General features: G+C 46.4%; 12 protein-coding genes. 2 read left to right on the plus strand and 10 right to left on the minus strand.

The genetic code is table 11. The annotated features are described in order from the left end of the window. Positions 1-50 precede the first annotated feature (50 nt). The gene (locus QUA33_RS14760) at positions 51-3,068 is read left to right on the plus strand and encodes a glycerol-3-phosphate acyltransferase (RefSeq protein WP_445243247.1); all 3,018 of its coding nucleotides are present in this window, start codon (positions 51-53) and stop codon (positions 3,066-3,068) included. 143 nt (positions 3,069-3,211) lie between these two features. Here the strand turns inward: QUA33_RS14760 and QUA33_RS14765 are convergent, their stop codons facing one another. The 4 genes from QUA33_RS14765 to QUA33_RS14780 form a co-directional block, all read right to left on the minus strand. Further along, entirely contained in the window at positions 3,212-4,942 is a 1,731-nt protein-coding gene (locus tag QUA33_RS14765; protein WP_333149209.1) for a phosphatase PAP2 family protein, read from the minus strand. A gap of 319 nt (positions 4,943-5,261) precedes the next feature. Then, positions 5,262-6,482, minus strand: a complete 1,221-nt coding sequence (locus tag QUA33_RS14770; protein ID WP_333149210.1) for an ABC transporter permease — start codon at positions 6,480-6,482, stop codon at positions 5,262-5,264. 82 nt (positions 6,483-6,564) lie between these two features. Continuing rightward, positions 6,565-7,782 (minus strand): ABC transporter permease, encoded by a 1,218-nt coding sequence (locus QUA33_RS14775; protein WP_333149211.1) that lies wholly within the window; start codon positions 7,780-7,782, stop codon positions 6,565-6,567. A gap of 108 nt (positions 7,783-7,890) precedes the next feature. Then, positions 7,891-9,759, minus strand: a complete 1,869-nt coding sequence (locus tag QUA33_RS14780; RefSeq protein ID WP_333149212.1) for an efflux RND transporter periplasmic adaptor subunit — start codon at positions 9,757-9,759, stop codon at positions 7,891-7,893. Between the two features lie 519 nt (positions 9,760-10,278). Between QUA33_RS14780 and QUA33_RS14785 the strand changes: the two genes are divergently transcribed. Continuing rightward, entirely contained in the window at positions 10,279-10,689 is a 411-nt protein-coding gene (locus tag QUA33_RS14785; RefSeq protein ID WP_333149213.1) for a hypothetical protein, read from the plus strand. A gap of 11 nt (positions 10,690-10,700) precedes the next feature. Here QUA33_RS14785 and QUA33_RS14790 read toward each other — a convergent pair whose 3' ends face one another. The 6 genes from QUA33_RS14790 to QUA33_RS14815 form a co-directional block, all read right to left on the minus strand. Next, positions 10,701-11,711 carry an ABC transporter permease gene (locus QUA33_RS14790; RefSeq protein ID WP_333149214.1) on the minus strand — a complete coding sequence of 337 codons (1,011 nt, stop codon included), beginning with the start codon at positions 11,709-11,711 and terminating at the stop codon, positions 10,701-10,703. Between the two features lie 9 nt (positions 11,712-11,720). Continuing rightward, positions 11,721-12,272: an AAA family ATPase gene (locus QUA33_RS14795; RefSeq protein ID WP_333149215.1), complete on the minus strand. Its 552-nt coding sequence runs from the start codon at positions 12,270-12,272 to the stop codon at positions 11,721-11,723. 65 nt (positions 12,273-12,337) lie between these two features. Beyond that, positions 12,338-13,945, minus strand: coding sequence for an ABC transporter substrate-binding protein (locus tag QUA33_RS14800; RefSeq protein ID WP_333149216.1), 1,608 nt, complete (start codon positions 13,943-13,945; stop codon positions 12,338-12,340). Between the two features lie 538 nt (positions 13,946-14,483). Beyond that, entirely contained in the window at positions 14,484-14,969 is a 486-nt protein-coding gene (locus tag QUA33_RS14805) for a Spy/CpxP family protein refolding chaperone (protein WP_333100490.1), read from the minus strand. A gap of 19 nt (positions 14,970-14,988) precedes the next feature. Continuing rightward, complete coding sequence (locus QUA33_RS14810; protein WP_333149217.1) at positions 14,989-15,435, minus strand: hypothetical protein; 447 nt, start codon at positions 15,433-15,435, stop codon at positions 14,989-14,991. Then, positions 15,432-16,022: a sigma-70 family RNA polymerase sigma factor gene (locus QUA33_RS14815; protein ID WP_333100492.1), complete on the minus strand. Its 591-nt coding sequence runs from the start codon at positions 16,020-16,022 to the stop codon at positions 15,432-15,434. The genes QUA33_RS14810 and QUA33_RS14815 overlap by 4 nt, the downstream gene beginning before the upstream one ends. Between the last annotated feature and the right edge of the window lie 161 nt (positions 16,023-16,183).

The following is a 16,183-nucleotide window of genomic DNA, read 5'->3' on the forward strand; positions in this document are numbered from 1 at the left end:
CAGAATTGTCGGCATAATGGTTAGAGGTTGAAAATATGAGAGCTGAATTTATGCCGTTGGGGACAATAGCATTGCTGTTGGCTGCTAGTTTCAGCCTGGGTGCTTTACCGCTAACGGGATGGGCGGTGCGAGTTTTTACCCGCCGAGATTTGAGGGCACTGGGTACGGGGAATGTTGGCGTGTCGGCAGCTTTCATTCACGGGGGGAAATTAGCGGGAATTGCTGCGGTGTTGGCGGAAATTGCCAGGGGTATTGTACCGGTTTTGGCAGGGCGATTTTGCTTCCCGGATGCACCTGCGATCGCGATCGCGCTGTTAATTCCGCTAGTTGCCGGCAGATATGCGATCGCCAGAGGTGGAGGCGTGACCAACGCTGTTTGGGGTCTTTTGGTATTTTCGCCGCCAGTGGCTGTTTCATCGGGCATTTGGGGGCTGCTGGTGTGGAGTTTGGCACAGCGGTGGTGGGGTGAGGGCGATCGGGCGAGACTCTTTGCTTCCCGTTGCGGGTGTCTGTGCACGCCAATCTGGGTTTGGGTGTGGCGACAATCAATCCCCGAATTTTTAGCAGCAACAGGATTAGCTTTGTTGTTAGCAGCAATTAATTTCAGCCAGGGTGATGATATGGCTTTATCTAAATCCGAACAATTGTTTTCTCTTGATGACTCGTTAGATGCTGCAATATGCGGCGATAAAGCTGCTAAATTGTCTCAACTGAAACGCGCAGGTTTTAACGTACCTGCTGGTTTTATATTGTTATCCAAGGAAGAAGGAAGTTCGGCAACGGATTATGTAACGGATGTAACGGATGGAAGTAAGAAGGAAGAAGTCCGACGGAAGAAGAAAGAGGGAAGAGGGGAAAAGAAAAATGCCGAGCATTTGTCAAGTATTGATGTTTTAATCCAAAATCTAAAATCCCAAATCCAAAATCGCATAATTGTGCGTTCTTCTGCTGCGGGAGAAGACGGGGATATTAGTTCAGCGGCTGGACAATATCAAACCATTGGGCCTGTTTCAACTAAATCAGAATTGCTCGATGCAATTAATCGCTGTCGCCAGTCTTATTGGACTTCCGAAGCCGTTGCTTACCGCCGACAGCGACAATTGCCCGATACTCAAATGGCTGTACTGATTCAGCCTTACATTGACAGCCAAATTGCGGGAGTCATGTTCAGCCGCAATCCTTTAGATGGCGGTTCCCAGATTATTATTGAAGCTTTACCGGGAGGGGCTGAATCTGTTGTCGGCGGACAAGTTACTCCGATTCATTTGGAAATAGATTTTAGTAGACCGGAATCATTAGAAGAAAGTTTAAGTAAATTTAAAAATAATTCAATTATTGATAAATCGATTATAGCAGAATTAGCGAAACAAGCCCAAGCAATTGAAGCATTTTTTCACGGCATCCCGCAGGATATTGAGTGGAGTTGGGACGGTGAAAAAGTTTGGATTTTGCAAAGTCGCCCCATTACTAATTTGCAGCCATTCTGGACGCGAACTATTGCAGCAGAAGTGATTCCCGGTGCAATTCGTCCCCTAACTTGGTCGATTAACCGGCCGCTGACTTGCGGGGTTTGGGGAGAGATTTTTAAGGTGGTTTTGGGCGATCGCGCCAGTGGCTTAAACTTTAATGAAACGGCAACTTTGCTCGGTTCTCACGCCTATTTTAATGCGACTTTGTTGGGCGAAATCTTTCGGATGATGGGATTGCCGGAGCAGGGTTTGGAATTTTTGCTGAGAGGGCAAAAAATGGGTAAGCCGCCTTTGGGGAAGATTTTGCCTTCTTTGCCTGGTTTGTGGCGTTTGGTACAGCGGGAGAGGGCGCTGAATGCAGAATTTAAGGTCGATCGTACTTCTGTTTTTCTCCCTGCACTGCAAATTCTGGAGCAGGAAGAAGGAAGAGGCTCGAGCGAAGCAATATTAATGCCCAATGCCCAACGCCCAATGCCCAATTATCAATATTTGTCGGAATTGTTGGAGAAAGCCGAGCAAATTCAGGAGTGGCTAAAACCGATTACTTACTACAATATATTAGGACCGATCGGGCTGGCTATTCGCAAGGCCATTTTTCGCGTTTCTGATGAATGGCTAGCTAATGACAGCGCTCCTGAAATTGCTTCTGTGCGAGCTTTACAGCAGTTGGCTCAGAAGTTGCGACAAGCTGCTGTTTCGCAGTCTGACGAAACTGTTTCAGTAGCAGATTTAGCACATATATTTGCCGAAAGTCCGGCTTTACAAGCAGAATTTAAAAAGTGGCTTGATACTTACGGATATTTGAGCGAGGTGGGAACGGATATCGCTGTTCCTACTTGGCGAGAACAACCGGAAGTGTACCAAAAACTGCTAATAAGCATGGCTCAAAAAGGCGAAACTAATTTAGTCGAAAAGGGGAAATTAGGATTGACTTGGGGGCAGAAGTGGCGACTAGATAAATGTCAGGAAAGAGCGATCGTCAAAAACGAAATTAGCGAAATTTACGCGCGGTTGTTGGCTCATTTACGCTGGAATTTTTTGGAGATTGAAGCTTGCGGATTGGCAATGCAGGTGTTTCAGGAAAGCGGAGATATTTTTTATCTGGAATTTGGGGAAATTCAGCAGTGGATTCGCAGCGGTGCCAGTGTTTCGTTTAAGGATACAATTAGGGAAAGGCGCGATCGCCTGTTAGCCGATCGCGATCGCCCGATTCCCCCCGTGGTCTACGGCAATTTGCTGCCAAATTCTCAGAAAAGGGCGATCGAACTTACCCAATCCGCAACTAATATCATCCAGGGAATTCCCGCGAGTATCGGCCGTGTCGAAGGCTTTGTCAAGATTTGCCGCACCGCGAGCACAGATTTAGGAGAAAATGCGATCGCAGTAGTTCCTTACACCGATGCAGGTTGGGCGCCGCTGCTATTAGGAGCAACAGCAATTATCGCCGAAGTTGGCGGCCAACTATCTCACGGAGCAATAATCGCTCGCGAGTACAAAATTCCCGCAGTCATGAATATTGCTGAAGCTACAACTCGATTGCGAGACGGTCAAAAAGTCCGAGTAGACGGGTATCTCGGCACTGTAGAATTGCTGGAATAATTAGCAACAGGCAAGATGCCTGTTCCACAAAGAGTTTATTTCTTGTGGAACAGGCATCTTGCCTGTTCATAAAAAGATTATTGAAAATGGTGCAACATCTCAGCAATCTCGTAAACCCGCCCCCACCCCACAAAAAAGCTTTCCTAAGCCTTTAAGAAATTCTGCACAACATAATTCCCCACATTTCTACCCACACTTAAACCATTTACGTTAGCACTCATGAAATGAATGCCTCCGTAAAGGCGACTCATGCCCGATTCATCGGCCGCTTCGCTGAAGTTTTCAAAGGTTCGCAAAGTGTTGACACTCCTGTCTCCCCGATCTCCAAAGCCATAATCCGAACCAAATACAGAACTCATAACAGTATCTGCCGCACCGCTAAAGGTACTGTGACCCGACGTGTACTCAGGGAACGGCGGAGTAGTTAGCAGCGGAGTCCACAGGGGGTCGGCTGTCGTTGCGGGATTGTTGTCTGTGTCAGCTTGGCGGATAGCTGTCACGGGCCGCCACAAGTTGTACTCATACTTGGCATCCCAGCAGCTAATAGCTGCATCGGCCAGAGCAATATTCAGCAGGGAGAACAAGCGGGCGTTATCTTCTAAGGATTGACCAGTGAGAGTCGCTGTTTCTTCGGCGATTTGGTTCCAGTGGCCCGGAGGCGTAAACGTCCCAGCGCCATTAGCCCAGAATTTGGCGATGACTGTTTGGTCTGGGGTGCGCGTGAGGCTGTCACTTTTGCCGATTTCTTTGATATAGTTAACCTCCTCTGCGTACTTGGCGCTGTCAAGGGTGGGCGGGCCCGACGGGCGGAACTGAGAACCGCTAGTCATCGCAAAGGGAGTAACTTCGACCCACTGTGGCGCTAACGCTGCTGCAAAAGCGGGGGGAGTCGGCACCCAACTGCCGGGGTCGGTTGAGGGAGTGTACTGCACTACTTTCGTGATGCCGTCTGTACTCCGCGAACTGATAATTTGGTCGGCAACTTGCTGTCCGAGGGCAATCCCGTCTTGTTTGGCTTTACCGTCGGTAATTTTAGCTAGAGACGATGCGTATGCTTGGTCAAATGTGGCTGCTTGCGCTGGGTAGAGGTTGACTAAGACGCGGTGGGCGGCTGCGGCGGTGGCTGCTTCTGCTGATGTACCTGCGGGTGGGTCTATTTCCACGAGGTAAGGGCTGTATTTTTTGCCGATCGAGTTAACAGCATCGTAAATGGCTACGTGAACCATTGCCATGTTGCGGGAAGCGAGGGGAGGCGCGGTGCTGGCCGTCCGCACTGCATTCAGCAGGACTCCGTTCCACTCGGTGACAGGGTTGCCCGATAGCTGATTTGTGAATTGGTCGCGGTTGATTGTGTTGCTGTTGACTCCTGGCAAGACTGCTAAATATTCGCCCGTGAGTTTGTCTTGAATTACGGTGCTGTTGCTGTTGACTCCGGTGCCTTGCTGGATGTTTAAATCTTCAAAGGTGAGACCGTCTAGCAATCGAATTTTGTCATTGCCGTTGCCCAAGTCGGCGATGTAGTCGGCTGTGGCTAAAGTTGGCCCGCCGAGGCCTTTAGCAATGGCAAATATATCATCGCCTGCGCCACCGCTCACGGTATCGCTACCTGCGCCCGCGTAGATGATATCGTTGCCGGAATCGCCACCAATTAGGTCGCTGCCTTTGCCTCCCCAGAGGATGTCATTGTCCGCACCGCCAACAATCGTATCGTTGCCTTGGTCGCCGCAGATTTTGTCTTTACCGACATCGCCTTCGAGATAGTCGTCTCCGCTGTTGGCATAAATGATGTCGTTGCCATCTAAGGCGTTCAATCTGTCTGGTTGGGTGGTTCCTTCAAGATAGTCAAAGTTAGAACTAGGGGTGAGGGATGCCATGTTTATTTATTGGATATTTTGATTAAAGCGCAAAGGTTTGTACCGTCTGTAGATGCTTCGGTGTGTTTACCCCTGATTTAATAGTATTAAACTTTCTGGTTGACAAGTAAACGCCACAACCAAGCTTTATTTAATATTTAACGGGCTTTTTATAAAGTTTTGCGCTTTGAATCTGCGTAAAAATACAGAGATTAAAACTGCATTCGATACTGCAATGTTGTTAATTGTTTATAAAAAAACACTTTTTTAATATTTAGATAGAGATAATTTTTACCAGCATAAAAGGCGCGGATTGTGTAACTGAATAAGTATATATTGATTAAGCACTTCTCAAAGCTGCGATCGGGTCGAGTTTGGCGGCTTGGCGGGCAGGGACAACGCCGAAGAAGAGGCCGACTGCACCGGATACACTGACAGCAAGGGCGATCGCCACGGGTGATATTCCAGCTTGCAAGGGCGTGAAATTACCTACAAGCAAGATACCGCCGACACCTACGCAAGTACCGACTATCCCTCCGGCAGCTGACAAAATTACAGCTTCGACAATAAATTGAAACAAGATATCTTGTTGGGATGCGCCGATCGCTTTTCTGAGTCCAATTTCCTGAGTGCGTTCGCTGACGGAAACCAGCATAATATTCATAATCCCAATGCCACCGACTAATAGGGAAATGCTGGCAACAGCAGTTAACATCAGTGTCAGAGCCCCAGAAATCGCACCCATTGTTGCCATTAAATCTTTTTGATTTCTGACTGTAAAGTCGTCTTCGGTAGTAACTTTGTGCCGCAGTCTCAGCAAGTTTTCTACCTGAAATTGAGCCGCGTCCATTTGCAACTCATCTTTAATAGAAATAAATACCGACGTGACAGCTAAACCGTAGGGAGATTTCCGCCCGACAATGCGGTTTGCCATTGTGGCGATCGGCACTGCGGCAGAGTTATCGTAATTCGTACCAAAAGATGTGCCTTTAGGTGCCAATACTCCTATTACTTTGAGGCTGACATTTTGGATACGCACTTGTTCGCCCAAGGGATTTATATTCCCAAAAAGTTTTTCCGCTAATTCGGAACCTAAAACGACAACTTGGTTACTTTGTTTAACATCTACTTCGGTCAAAAACCGCCCTTTTGCCATTTCAAAGCTTCTGACTTCTATGAATTCTGGAATCGTGCCAAAAATTAGAGCAGAAACGTTTTTGTTGCTGTAGCGAACAATCTCTGAACTGTTAAGTTCTGCTGACACGCCTTGAACGGAGGGGACTTGAGTTGCGATCGCCTTAGCATCTTCTACTATCAGTGTTTGAGGCGCACTTGCGATAGAACTTCGCCTAGCGTTGGGAACTCCGGGTCTAACTATCAATACGTTTGTACCGAGGGATTGAACTTGTCCTGCTACAAATTTTTGAGCTCCTTGTCCCACTCCAATCATCGCAATTACTGAGGCGTTGCCGACAATCATGCCGATCATTGTTAAACTGCTGCGAGTTTTATTAGCTAGCAGTGTTTGACCTGCCATTTTGACGCTTTCAATAAAATTCATACTTAGTTATTAATTATGAGTTATTAATTATGAGTTATTTTTATAACAGTCAACAGTCAACCGTCAACCGTCAACAAATTAATTAAGCACTTCTCAATGCCACAATCGGGTCTAATTTAGCAGCTTGTTTGGCGGGTACAATGCCGAAAAATAGGCCGATGCTGCCGGAAACACCGACTGCAAGTGCGATCGCCACTAGGGAAACACTAGCTTGCAGGGGAGTAAAAGCAGCGACTAAAAGCACGCCGCCGATGCCGAATCCAGTGCCGATCGCACCGCCTGCTGCCGACAAAATCACAGACTCTATCATAAACTGAATTAGGATATCTTGCTGAGAAGCTCCGATCGCCTTTCTCAATCCAATTTCCTTCGTGCGTTCGGTAACGGAAACTAGCATAATATTCATAATCCCGATGCCGCCGACAAATAGCGAAATTGCCGCCACGAAAGCCAACATCAACGTCAAAGCACCAGTAATACTTCCCAAAGTCTTCATCAAATCTTTCTGATTTCGGACAGTAAAATCATCTTCCTTAGTAATTTTATGACGCAATCTGAGCAGATTTTCTATTTGAAATTGGGCTGCTTGCATCATATTTTCATCTTTAATAGCAACCGAAATAAATGTTACTTTTGTACCGTAGGGAGATGAGCGACCTACGATCCGGTTTGCCATTGTCGTCAGTGGCAAATAGACGTTCATATCTTGATTGTCACCAAAACTTGAACCTTTTGCCTGCATGACTCCAATCACTTGAAAGGTAGAGTTTTTGATGCGAATGTATTGACCAACTGGTTGTGTATTGCCAAATAATTGTTCGGCTGCTTCCGATCCTAAAGCAACCACATTTTCTTGTCTTTCTAAATCTAATTTGCTTAAAAAACGACCTTGACCCATATCAAAGCTTCTGACTGTCAGAAATTCTGGGGTAGTTCCGACAATGGAAGATGAGACATTTTTATTGCGGTAAGTAACGATTTGACTATCATTGAGAGTTGGTGCGACTTCTTGGACCGAAGGAACTTGAGATGCGATCGCCTCTGCATCTTCCACTACTAAAGTCTGGGGCGGAATCACCGGGCGCGTTTGCGCTTCAGGACTTCCGGGAATAATAAATAGCAAGTTTGATCCCAGAGAGTTAACTTGTCCCTCGATAAATGTTTGAGCTCCTTCGCCGATACCTATCATAGAAATTACCGAAGCATTGCCGATGATAATTCCTAACATCGTCAAGGTGCTGCGAAGCTTGTTTGCCATCAAAGTTGTGACAGCCATTTTGACGCTTTCAACAATATCCATAATTCGATTTTGAATTTTAGATTTTAGATTAAGGAATTGGTAATTGGGTAAGGGGCGCATTGCACACCCTACTAATGACTCGCGAGGGAGAGGAGCGCACTGAAATGACTACTTTTGATTCTTGATGATATCCTCTAGTTTTTTACCTTGAGGAAGTTCGGTAAAAACGCGATCGCCCGCTTTTGCACCCTCTAAAATCTGAATCTTGTTGCCAATAGTCGAACCAACCGTAACAGGCTTAAACTTCGGCTGCTGTTTCTCATCGGGAACTAGCACACCTGTTTGACCTTTATTAGTCACAATTGCCACCGTCGGCACAACTAAAGCATTGCTCAGCTTTTGACCGACAAATCTCAAATCTACATTCATCCCCGATTGCAGCGACTCTTTGCCCGTATCAATGGCAACTCGCACTTGAAATAGCGTCACATCCCGTTCCTTAACAGCTTCCGGCGCAATTAACTTAACGCGGCCTTTAAACACTTTATCTGGATAAGCATCGGCGACTATTTCAACTTCTTGACCCGGTTTAATTTGACTGATATCAGCCTCCGGGACTTTCGCCAAAACTTCCACATCTCTTGCGAGAGCGACAATCGATGTCGAAGTTGCCGAAGTAGCTTCCGAGGCCGAAGTTGCGGGAGTTACAAAAGCTCCTTGGATGGCGTATCTTTGGGTAATAATTCCAGCAAAAGGAGCGCGAACTTTCGTATCTTCTAACTGCACTTCTTGAAAGCGGACTTGAGCTTGAGCTTCGGCTAATTCAGCTTGAGCTTGAGCTATTTCTTCCGGGCGAGAACCGTTTTCTTGTGCCGCCAATTGGCTTTTTGCTTCAGCAACTGCTGCTTCGGCTTTGGCGATTTCTTCGGGACGGTTGCCGTTTTCTAGCTGCGCTAATTTGCTTTTAGCTTCGGCAACTTCTGCTTCGGCTTGAGCAATTTCTTCCGATCGCGTGCCGTTTTGCAATTGGTTCAATGCTTGCTGCTCGACTTGCACAGCAGCTTGCAGTTGCTGAATTTGCGACAGCCGATTTTCTTGCAGTTGTTGCAGGCGTCTTTGAGATTCTATTAATTTAGCTTGGGCTGTACGATTTTCTTTAATTAATTCATCCAGTTTATCTTTAGCCAGAGCACCTTCTTCCACTAACGGTCGATTGCGTTCCACCCGTTGAGCGGTTAGTTCGGCTTGAGCTTTGCTCGAGTCAATTTGCGTTTGTGCTTGGGCAATTTCTTGTTTGACACTGCCGGTTTGAGCGTCGGCTAAACGAGCTTGAGCTTGGGCTAAACGAGCTCGTGCTTGGCTGACTTCTTCAACGCGGCTGCCGGCTCTCAGTCGCTGCAAGCCTGCTTGAGTTTGCTGCAAGCGGGCTCTGGCTCCTGCAACTTCTTCCACGCGGCTGCCGGCTTGGACTTGTGCCAGACTGGCCTCGGCTTGCTCTAAACGCGCTCGGGCGCTGGCGATGTCTTCCGATCGATTCCCGGCTTCGATTTTGGCGAGTTTGGCTCTAGCGCTGGCTTCGCGGGCTTTAGCTTGAGCTAGTTGAGCTTCTACATCGCGGCTTTCCATGCGCGCCACAATCTGTCCTGCTTCGACTTTATCGCCCTGTTCGACAAACAATTCTGCGATCCTGCCGGAACCTTTGGGGCTGAGATTCACCCGCTGTACGGGCTGCACCGTGCCGCTAGACGTGATCCGTACCGTGAGGTTTTGCGCTTCCACCGGCACTGTCATAGTGGCGATCGCATCTACTTTCGGCTGCGATCGACTTTTTGCTACATATATAGTGGTCGGTACAGCTAGCAACCCGGCTGCAACCAACCCAATTACCCACCGCTGCGGTTTGCGCGCGGGTTGCTTCGGAGACTGCTTTTGGGCGGTTTTGTTATCTGCAATTTTAGTCTCTGCGGCCTTGGTGTCTACAGTCTGAGTATCTTCCACCTTGACCTGAGCAGTTTCCTTTTTAGGGCTAACGATCATACCGACTCACCTAATTTAATCTCAGGATTACCTTAAAGGTAAAATTTTTGCTGATGCTTGGCATCGTCTTTCAGACTCATCCGATCGGGTGATTTAAAAAAAGTTCCCCAACCAGCACCTGTAAACAATTATAGCTAATCTTTGCAATTTATTAAAAAATGTTAAGTTTTTTTCAGCCAAAAGAGGTGGTTCTAAACAAAATCGATCCTGGCTGCTGGCAAATAAAAATATATTTTAGCAGATAATATTGTTTTTGGGATCTAGGATCGTGCTTCTCACCAGCAACCAAGGCAGATATGGCAGGGGGCGATCGATCGTCACTAGGTCATTGCAGACTCGTGTTAGCGATCGCAACGGGATCGGCCAGTGCTAAGCTCGTAACGACAGAGTATGGACACACTTATTCTCATAAACCCGGTTTCACTGGTAGCGGTGCCTAAGTCCTGAATACATATCCGCACGGTGTCCACAACAGGTTAAAATATTTTTCAAACTCGTTAAAAAGGGAAAATCAAAATAATGAATCGTCCTCAAAGCGTTACAGTTCTGGCAATTTTGCAGCTAATTAGCGGCGTATTCAGCCTCCTTGACGGCTTGTTCATCTTACTTTTTGCTGGCATTTTTGGCGGTCTCGGTGCGGCTGTCGGCGGGGCGAGAGTTGGCACTGTAATCGGCGGCTTCATTGCAATTTTTGCGACGATCGCTCTAATTATCGGAATTATTTCCTTAATCTTAACATGGGGTTTGTTTCAACTAAAAAAATGGGCTTGGACGGGAACATTAATTATCCATGTCATCGCCACCCTCGCGCAAATTGCTAAAATGTTTGGCAGCGCAGGTGCAGCCGTTAATTTTTTAACCCTGGGTTTTGCAGTGGCTAGCATTTACTACCTGCTGCGTCCGGATGTTAAACAAGCATTTCTTGTTTAATTTCCTTTTAATTAACGGTACTGAATTCTCGGATCGAAAAAAGCATAGGAAATATCAACCGCCAGATTAATCAGTACAAAAGTCACAGCCACAAAAATTACTCCTCCTTGGACAATTGGGTAATCCCGCGTCAGAATACCAGTGTAAATCCAAGAACCAATTCCCGGCCACGAGAAAATAGTTTCAGTCAAAATAGCGCCACCTAAAAGAGTGCCAAACTGCAAACCGATAGTTGTGACGATCGGCAAAAACGCATTTTTCAAAGCGTGTTTCAAAATCACCCAATATTCCGGTAATCCCTTAGCCCTCGCAGTGCGGATGTAGTCTTGAGAAAGCACTTCCAGCATCGCAGAACGAGTGATGCGAGCTATAATCGCCAGGGGAATAGTTCCTAAAGTCAAAGCTGGCAGGATTAAATGGGCGATCGCATCTCGCAAAGCCGCTAAATTCCACCTCAGCAAAGAATCCAAAATATAAACACCCGTAATCGACTTAAAACCAAACCCCAAATCTACACTAATCCGCCCGCTTGGAGGCAGCCATTTCAGATAAACAGCAAACAAATAAATCAACATCAATCCCAACCAATACACGGGCAAAGATACGCCAATTAACGAACCACTCATCGCGAGATTGTCCAGCCAGCTATTTTTCCGAACAGCAGCCAAAATCCCCGCCGGAATTCCGATTAAAAGTGCCAGCAACATCGCCACCACAGACAGTTCAAAAGTAGCAGGCCAGCGGCTTGTAATTTCATCAATTATCGGAATACCGCTAATAATGCTATTTCCCAAATCCAAGCGCAGCAAACTCCATAAAAAAGCCAAATATTGCAAAGGTAAAGGCTGATTTAAACCTAATCTCGCTTTCAAAATTTCCACCTGTTCGGGAGTTCCGCGTTCTCCCAAAAGCACTGTAGCTGGGTCTCCCGGTATCAAATGCAAAAAAGTAAATACTAGCAGAGTGATTCCGAAAAGGACTGGCAATAGTCCCAGCAAACGTTTAAGAATATATTGAAACATCAGTCGATCTCATTCACCTTGCAAATTTGCCAAAATCCGATCGACCGTTTCTTCTACCGTTAGATGGGTTGAATCCAGCCAGTAGCCAAGGCGAGGAGTTTCGGTACGGAGAATGCGATCGAAGGCATAAACCATTGTTTCGTTGGCATATCCGGTCTTCGATCTTGCTGCATCCCGTGCCGCTACAACTTCTGCCTTCGGACACAGAACGATCGCGGACAACGGCACATCGTGGAAAGTGGCAAGTACCTCAGCCAGTGCCGAACCAATGATGATGTCTTGATAAACCACCGTAAAACCAGCCTGGAGATAGTGTCGCGCTGCCATTGCTGCCAGGTGATATCGCAGTTGAAGCTGCTGATATGCCTCTGCTGACAAATTTAACGCCATTTGGGCCTGTCCATTGACAATCATGCGACGAAAGATATCGCCGCGAAGGTGGACGCTTTTGGGCAAGCGTTCGGCAAGTGATTGGGCCACACTTGATTTTCCGGCAGCCATGTTTCCGGTAATCAAAATAATTTGTGGCTGATGATTTGCAGGTTGTTGATTGCTCTCCATACTGTTTGTTAAGGTAAATTCATGTAAAGTATGAGAACCCAGGAGAGGTGTCTCGATCTAAACTCTCAATTTTTGCTCACTTCCTCAAAAGACTCCGACCCCAAAGGGCTCGGAATCCAACCTTGAATATTCTTGCGTTTCCCTAAAAGCGGCTGCGAATGTACGATCGGCAAACGCACAGCTTCCTCGTGCAAAATCTCGCTAACTTCCGCATAAATTTTCGCCCTAGCTGCTTTATCGCCACTGGCCCTCCCCCGATCCAAAAGTTCCAGAACTTTCGGATTTTTCCAATTTCCCAAATCCGCCGTCGAACCCGGTCCGAAGTGAGGATAATAAAAATTGTCTGGATCGCCGTAATCTCCAGTCCAACCCATCATAAAAGCTTGAAACCCAGGAGGTTTTAGCCGATCGGCTAAATAAGCAGACCAATCCTTTGTCAGCAATTTTACCCGAATCCCGATCGCGCTCAAATCCGCCGCCAAAGCCTCAGCGATCGGCTTCGGCGTGGGAAAATAGGGACGGCTGACGGGCATATACCACAAATCCAAATCAAAACCGTTCGGATAGCCGGCTTTCGCGAGCATTTCTTTAGCTTGCTGCGGGTTAAATTCATAATCTTTAACTTTATCAGACGCTGCCCAATTCAGCGCAGGCGGGATAAATTGCGAATCATGTTTTCCGAGTTCTCCCCAGAAAGCTTGGACTATTGCTGGCTTGTTAATTGTTTGGGCGATCGCCCGCCTGACTTCTGGTTTTGACAAAGGTTCGTAACTCGGATTTAAGGCTAAATAACCGACATTAAAAGAAGGTCGCACAACAGCTTCTAAATTAGTATCTGCTTGAACCTCTTTCAATTGATCCGGCGTTAAATCAACACTAAAATCAAGTTGACCAGCTCTCAATTGAGCCAATCTTGCCGCCGGATCGTCAACAAAACGAATTACCAATTGATTGACTTTTGGCGTCCCAGTTTTCCAATAATTAGGATTTTTCTCTAAAACAATGCGATCGCCCGATCGCCATTCCTTAAACATAAAAGGCCCAGTACCCACCGCGACCGACCCCGGAGTGCCGTATTTAGCACCCGCTTTTTTCACCGCCGCCGGACTCGCTATCCCGAAATAACCAGACCCAATCGCCGAGGGAAAAGCAGCAAAAGGTTGATTTAAAACAAACTTAATCGTAGACCGATCAACAACTGCCACATCTTTTACCAGGGAATTTTTATCTCCCTTGAAACCACCAAAAAAATTCTTCCAAATAGGATAAGTTTTGCCAGATTCTCGATAACCGTTAGAATTTTTTGCATCCCACCAGCGCTCCACATTAAACTTTACAGATTCCGCATCAAAATCCGTACCGTCGTGAAACTTTACCCCGGAACGCAGCTTAAAAGTCCAACTTTTACCATCTTTAGAACTTGACCATTCAGTAGCGAGACTCGGCTCAAGTTCCACAGTTCCCGGTTTGAAATCAGTCAAGCGATTGTAAATTTGGTCGATAACAATCACCGAATTGCCATCAGTAATATTTCCCGGTTCCAGATTGATCGGCTGCCCGCCCGCACCGTAAACCAAAGCCCCAGCAGGAACCGCAGCAGGAGTTGTCCGAGTTGGAGAATTATTGCTAACCGTGTTTGAGGGCGTGCCGCAATTTGATAAAATTACAGCCATTCCAAAAACTAGACTTAATAAAACTAAACGCCAGGGTTTTAACAATCTCATTTCAATAGCTCCGGTTTAATAGAAAATTGTACTCATATCAATAAATTTCTAATTGGATATTTCTCTCACCTCTGTAGTTTCTGCCTTCTCGGCAGTTCATTTAGTAAATTCTATATTAAAAGCCAGTATAAATTAACAAACCAAATATAGCAGCCTGATGATATCATGCTGGAGGGGAAAATCTCAACCCACACCTTTACATTAGGCGACGGAACCAGGATGAAAGCTAACGTTTCGCCGCGGCTAGAGGGGTCATTCGATTTTAGGTTTTAGATTTTAGATTTACTCAATGAATCTGGGAGAGCATCTCATATTTGTAAAAACACTTCTTATGACTTCTTTCTTCTTCCTGTTTCCTTCTGGCTCCTGCCTTAAAACTCCAATTTATAGCTTACCTGAAAAAGTTCAAGCTCCCAATCTGGGAGCTTGAACTAATTAATCGCAGAGGGCGTAAACACCCTGCGGTTCACTCAAAAATCCTCGTCAACTACTGCGGTTTTTGACCGTTTTGCATCCTGTTTCTAGCCGTTTGTCGGCGCTGCTGCATCAGTTGAGCTAATTGGCTGCGCTGTTCGGCAGTGAGGACTTCTCGCATTGCAAGTGTACTTTCAAACTGCACCTCTTCCAACTGCTGTCTCAATCCGACTATTTGACGGTGTTTTTCGCGTATTTCGCTAGCATTTGCCGTACCCGACATCATCGTTTCCAATTCTTGTCTGGCTTGGCGGACTGCTTGCATCCGCTGGGAAACTTGGTCTTTGTAGCGATCGCGAACTGCCTGCATTTGCTGCTTTTGGTCTGCGCTTAAATTCAGTTTCTCGAACATCCCACCTTCCTTGCCCGCAGGTCGATTTGGTCGCTGATTTTGTGCAAGTGTTTGGGGTTCTAGGGGATTAGGAACTGCTATTGCTGCGGCTGTGCTACCGAGAGTCAGCATTAAAACGGCTAGGGCAGATATACGACGAATTGACATGAAAATTGCCTCTTTGATATTACTTATTTGTTGGCGGTTCACTGTCAGCACCCGGGCTGAAAGTCAACCAGTCTGTTTGTGAGCGATCGGTCATACTTTCTTGGGGAGAATCATGGAGTACACCCTCCCAGTTAGTAACTAAAAATGCTTCTAACTGAGCTGTTTCTTTATCGGACACTTGTGCAGTCTCAAACGGACGGTAGCCCGACCAAAAAAGTAGCAGGCTAGCAGTAATCGCAGACGATAAAGCCCACTTAGAAATCGAGGAGATTTTTAACCTGTCATCAGGCTTAGCTGAGGAACTTAATCGCGTCTTTTTGCGGTGGCTTTCATGGAAAACACTCGCCTGATTACTGTCGATTGCTGCTAGAATTTTTTGCTCTAAGTCTGGTACAGCTTCAGGAATATTGGGGCGATGTTGCTTCAAGAAATTAACTAACTCTTGGTCGCTGCTTGGGTTATTCATAGCTCGCTGACACCTTCTTTTTGCAAAAATTGCCGCACAGCATTTCGGGCATAAAACACGCGAGATTTCACGGTTCCCGCAGGCAGCCCCAAAATTTGGGCTACTTCTTTTTGCGGGATGTCTTCTAAGTCGTGCAGCACCAAAACGCTGCGGTGTTCAAAGCTCAATTGCTCCAGTCCCCGCTGCACTAAATCTTGATAGTGCAACTGCATCAAGTCCGATGTGTTATCTTTGACAATAACCCGATCCATTGTTTCTTGATTTTTGAGTTTGGAGTCAAAAGAATGCTGTTTAGCAAATGCTTGTCTTTGGTCGGAAGCCACATTCCAAGTGATTCGATAAAGCCAAGTAGAAAAGTTTTCCTGGTGCTTGAGTTTGGGTAATCCTTTCCACACTCGCAGAAATACTTCTTGTGCTAAATCGTCAAGAAGCGAGGGGCCGCAGAGTTGGTAAAGGGTTGACCTGACTTTGTGTTGGTGGCGTTGGTAAAGGTAGCGAAAGCAAGTGCGATCGCCCTTTAGACACTCAGCAACTAAGTCGGAGTCGGAACAGTCATCGGTTAAAACATTGGCTGGCACACCTAACACCTGTGAAGTCTCCCTCACCAGTTCGTTATCTGGAGTGTTTAGACAGGACAGCTCTAAAAAAGGTTCAAATTATTTAAAATATTATTTTGAGCATTAATCCGTCTGGGGCGGAAAACTGCACCAAGGTCAGTAACAGGCTTTCCGGCCTCTTCCAAAACCCA

This window comes from Microcoleus sp. Pol14D4 (assembly GCF_036701245.1).
Lineage (GTDB): Bacteria > Cyanobacteriota > Cyanobacteriia > Cyanobacteriales > Microcoleaceae > Microcoleus.

Coding starts and splice junctions, on each gene's coding strand:
- QUA33_RS14780 (WP_333149212.1), bottom strand. CDS start 9,759: ATGATCGTTAGCCCTAAAAAGGAAACTGCTCAGGTCAAGGTGGAAGAT.
- QUA33_RS14790 (WP_333149214.1), bottom strand. CDS start 11,711: ATGTTTCAATATATTCTTAAACGTTTGCTGGGACTATTGCCAGTCCTT.
- QUA33_RS14795 (WP_333149215.1), bottom strand. CDS start 12,272: ATGGAGAGCAATCAACAACCTGCAAATCATCAGCCACAAATTATTTTG.
- QUA33_RS14785 (WP_333149213.1), top strand. CDS start 10,279: ATGAATCGTCCTCAAAGCGTTACAGTTCTGGCAATTTTGCAGCTAATT.
- QUA33_RS14800 (WP_333149216.1), bottom strand. CDS start 13,945: ATGGCTGTAATTTTATCAAATTGCGGCACGCCCTCAAACACGGTTAGC.
- QUA33_RS14770 (WP_333149210.1), bottom strand. CDS start 6,482: ATGAATTTTATTGAAAGCGTCAAAATGGCAGGTCAAACACTGCTAGCT.
- QUA33_RS14775 (WP_333149211.1), bottom strand. CDS start 7,782: ATGGATATTGTTGAAAGCGTCAAAATGGCTGTCACAACTTTGATGGCA.
- QUA33_RS14765 (WP_333149209.1), bottom strand. CDS start 4,942: ATGGCATCCCTCACCCCTAGTTCTAACTTTGACTATCTTGAAGGAACC.
- QUA33_RS14810 (WP_333149217.1), bottom strand. CDS start 15,435: ATGAATAACCCAAGCAGCGACCAAGAGTTAGTTAATTTCTTGAAGCAA.
- QUA33_RS14760 (WP_445243247.1), top strand. CDS start 51: ATGCCGTTGGGGACAATAGCATTGCTGTTGGCTGCTAGTTTCAGCCTG.
- QUA33_RS14805 (WP_333100490.1), bottom strand. CDS start 14,969: ATGTCAATTCGTCGTATATCTGCCCTAGCCGTTTTAATGCTGACTCTC.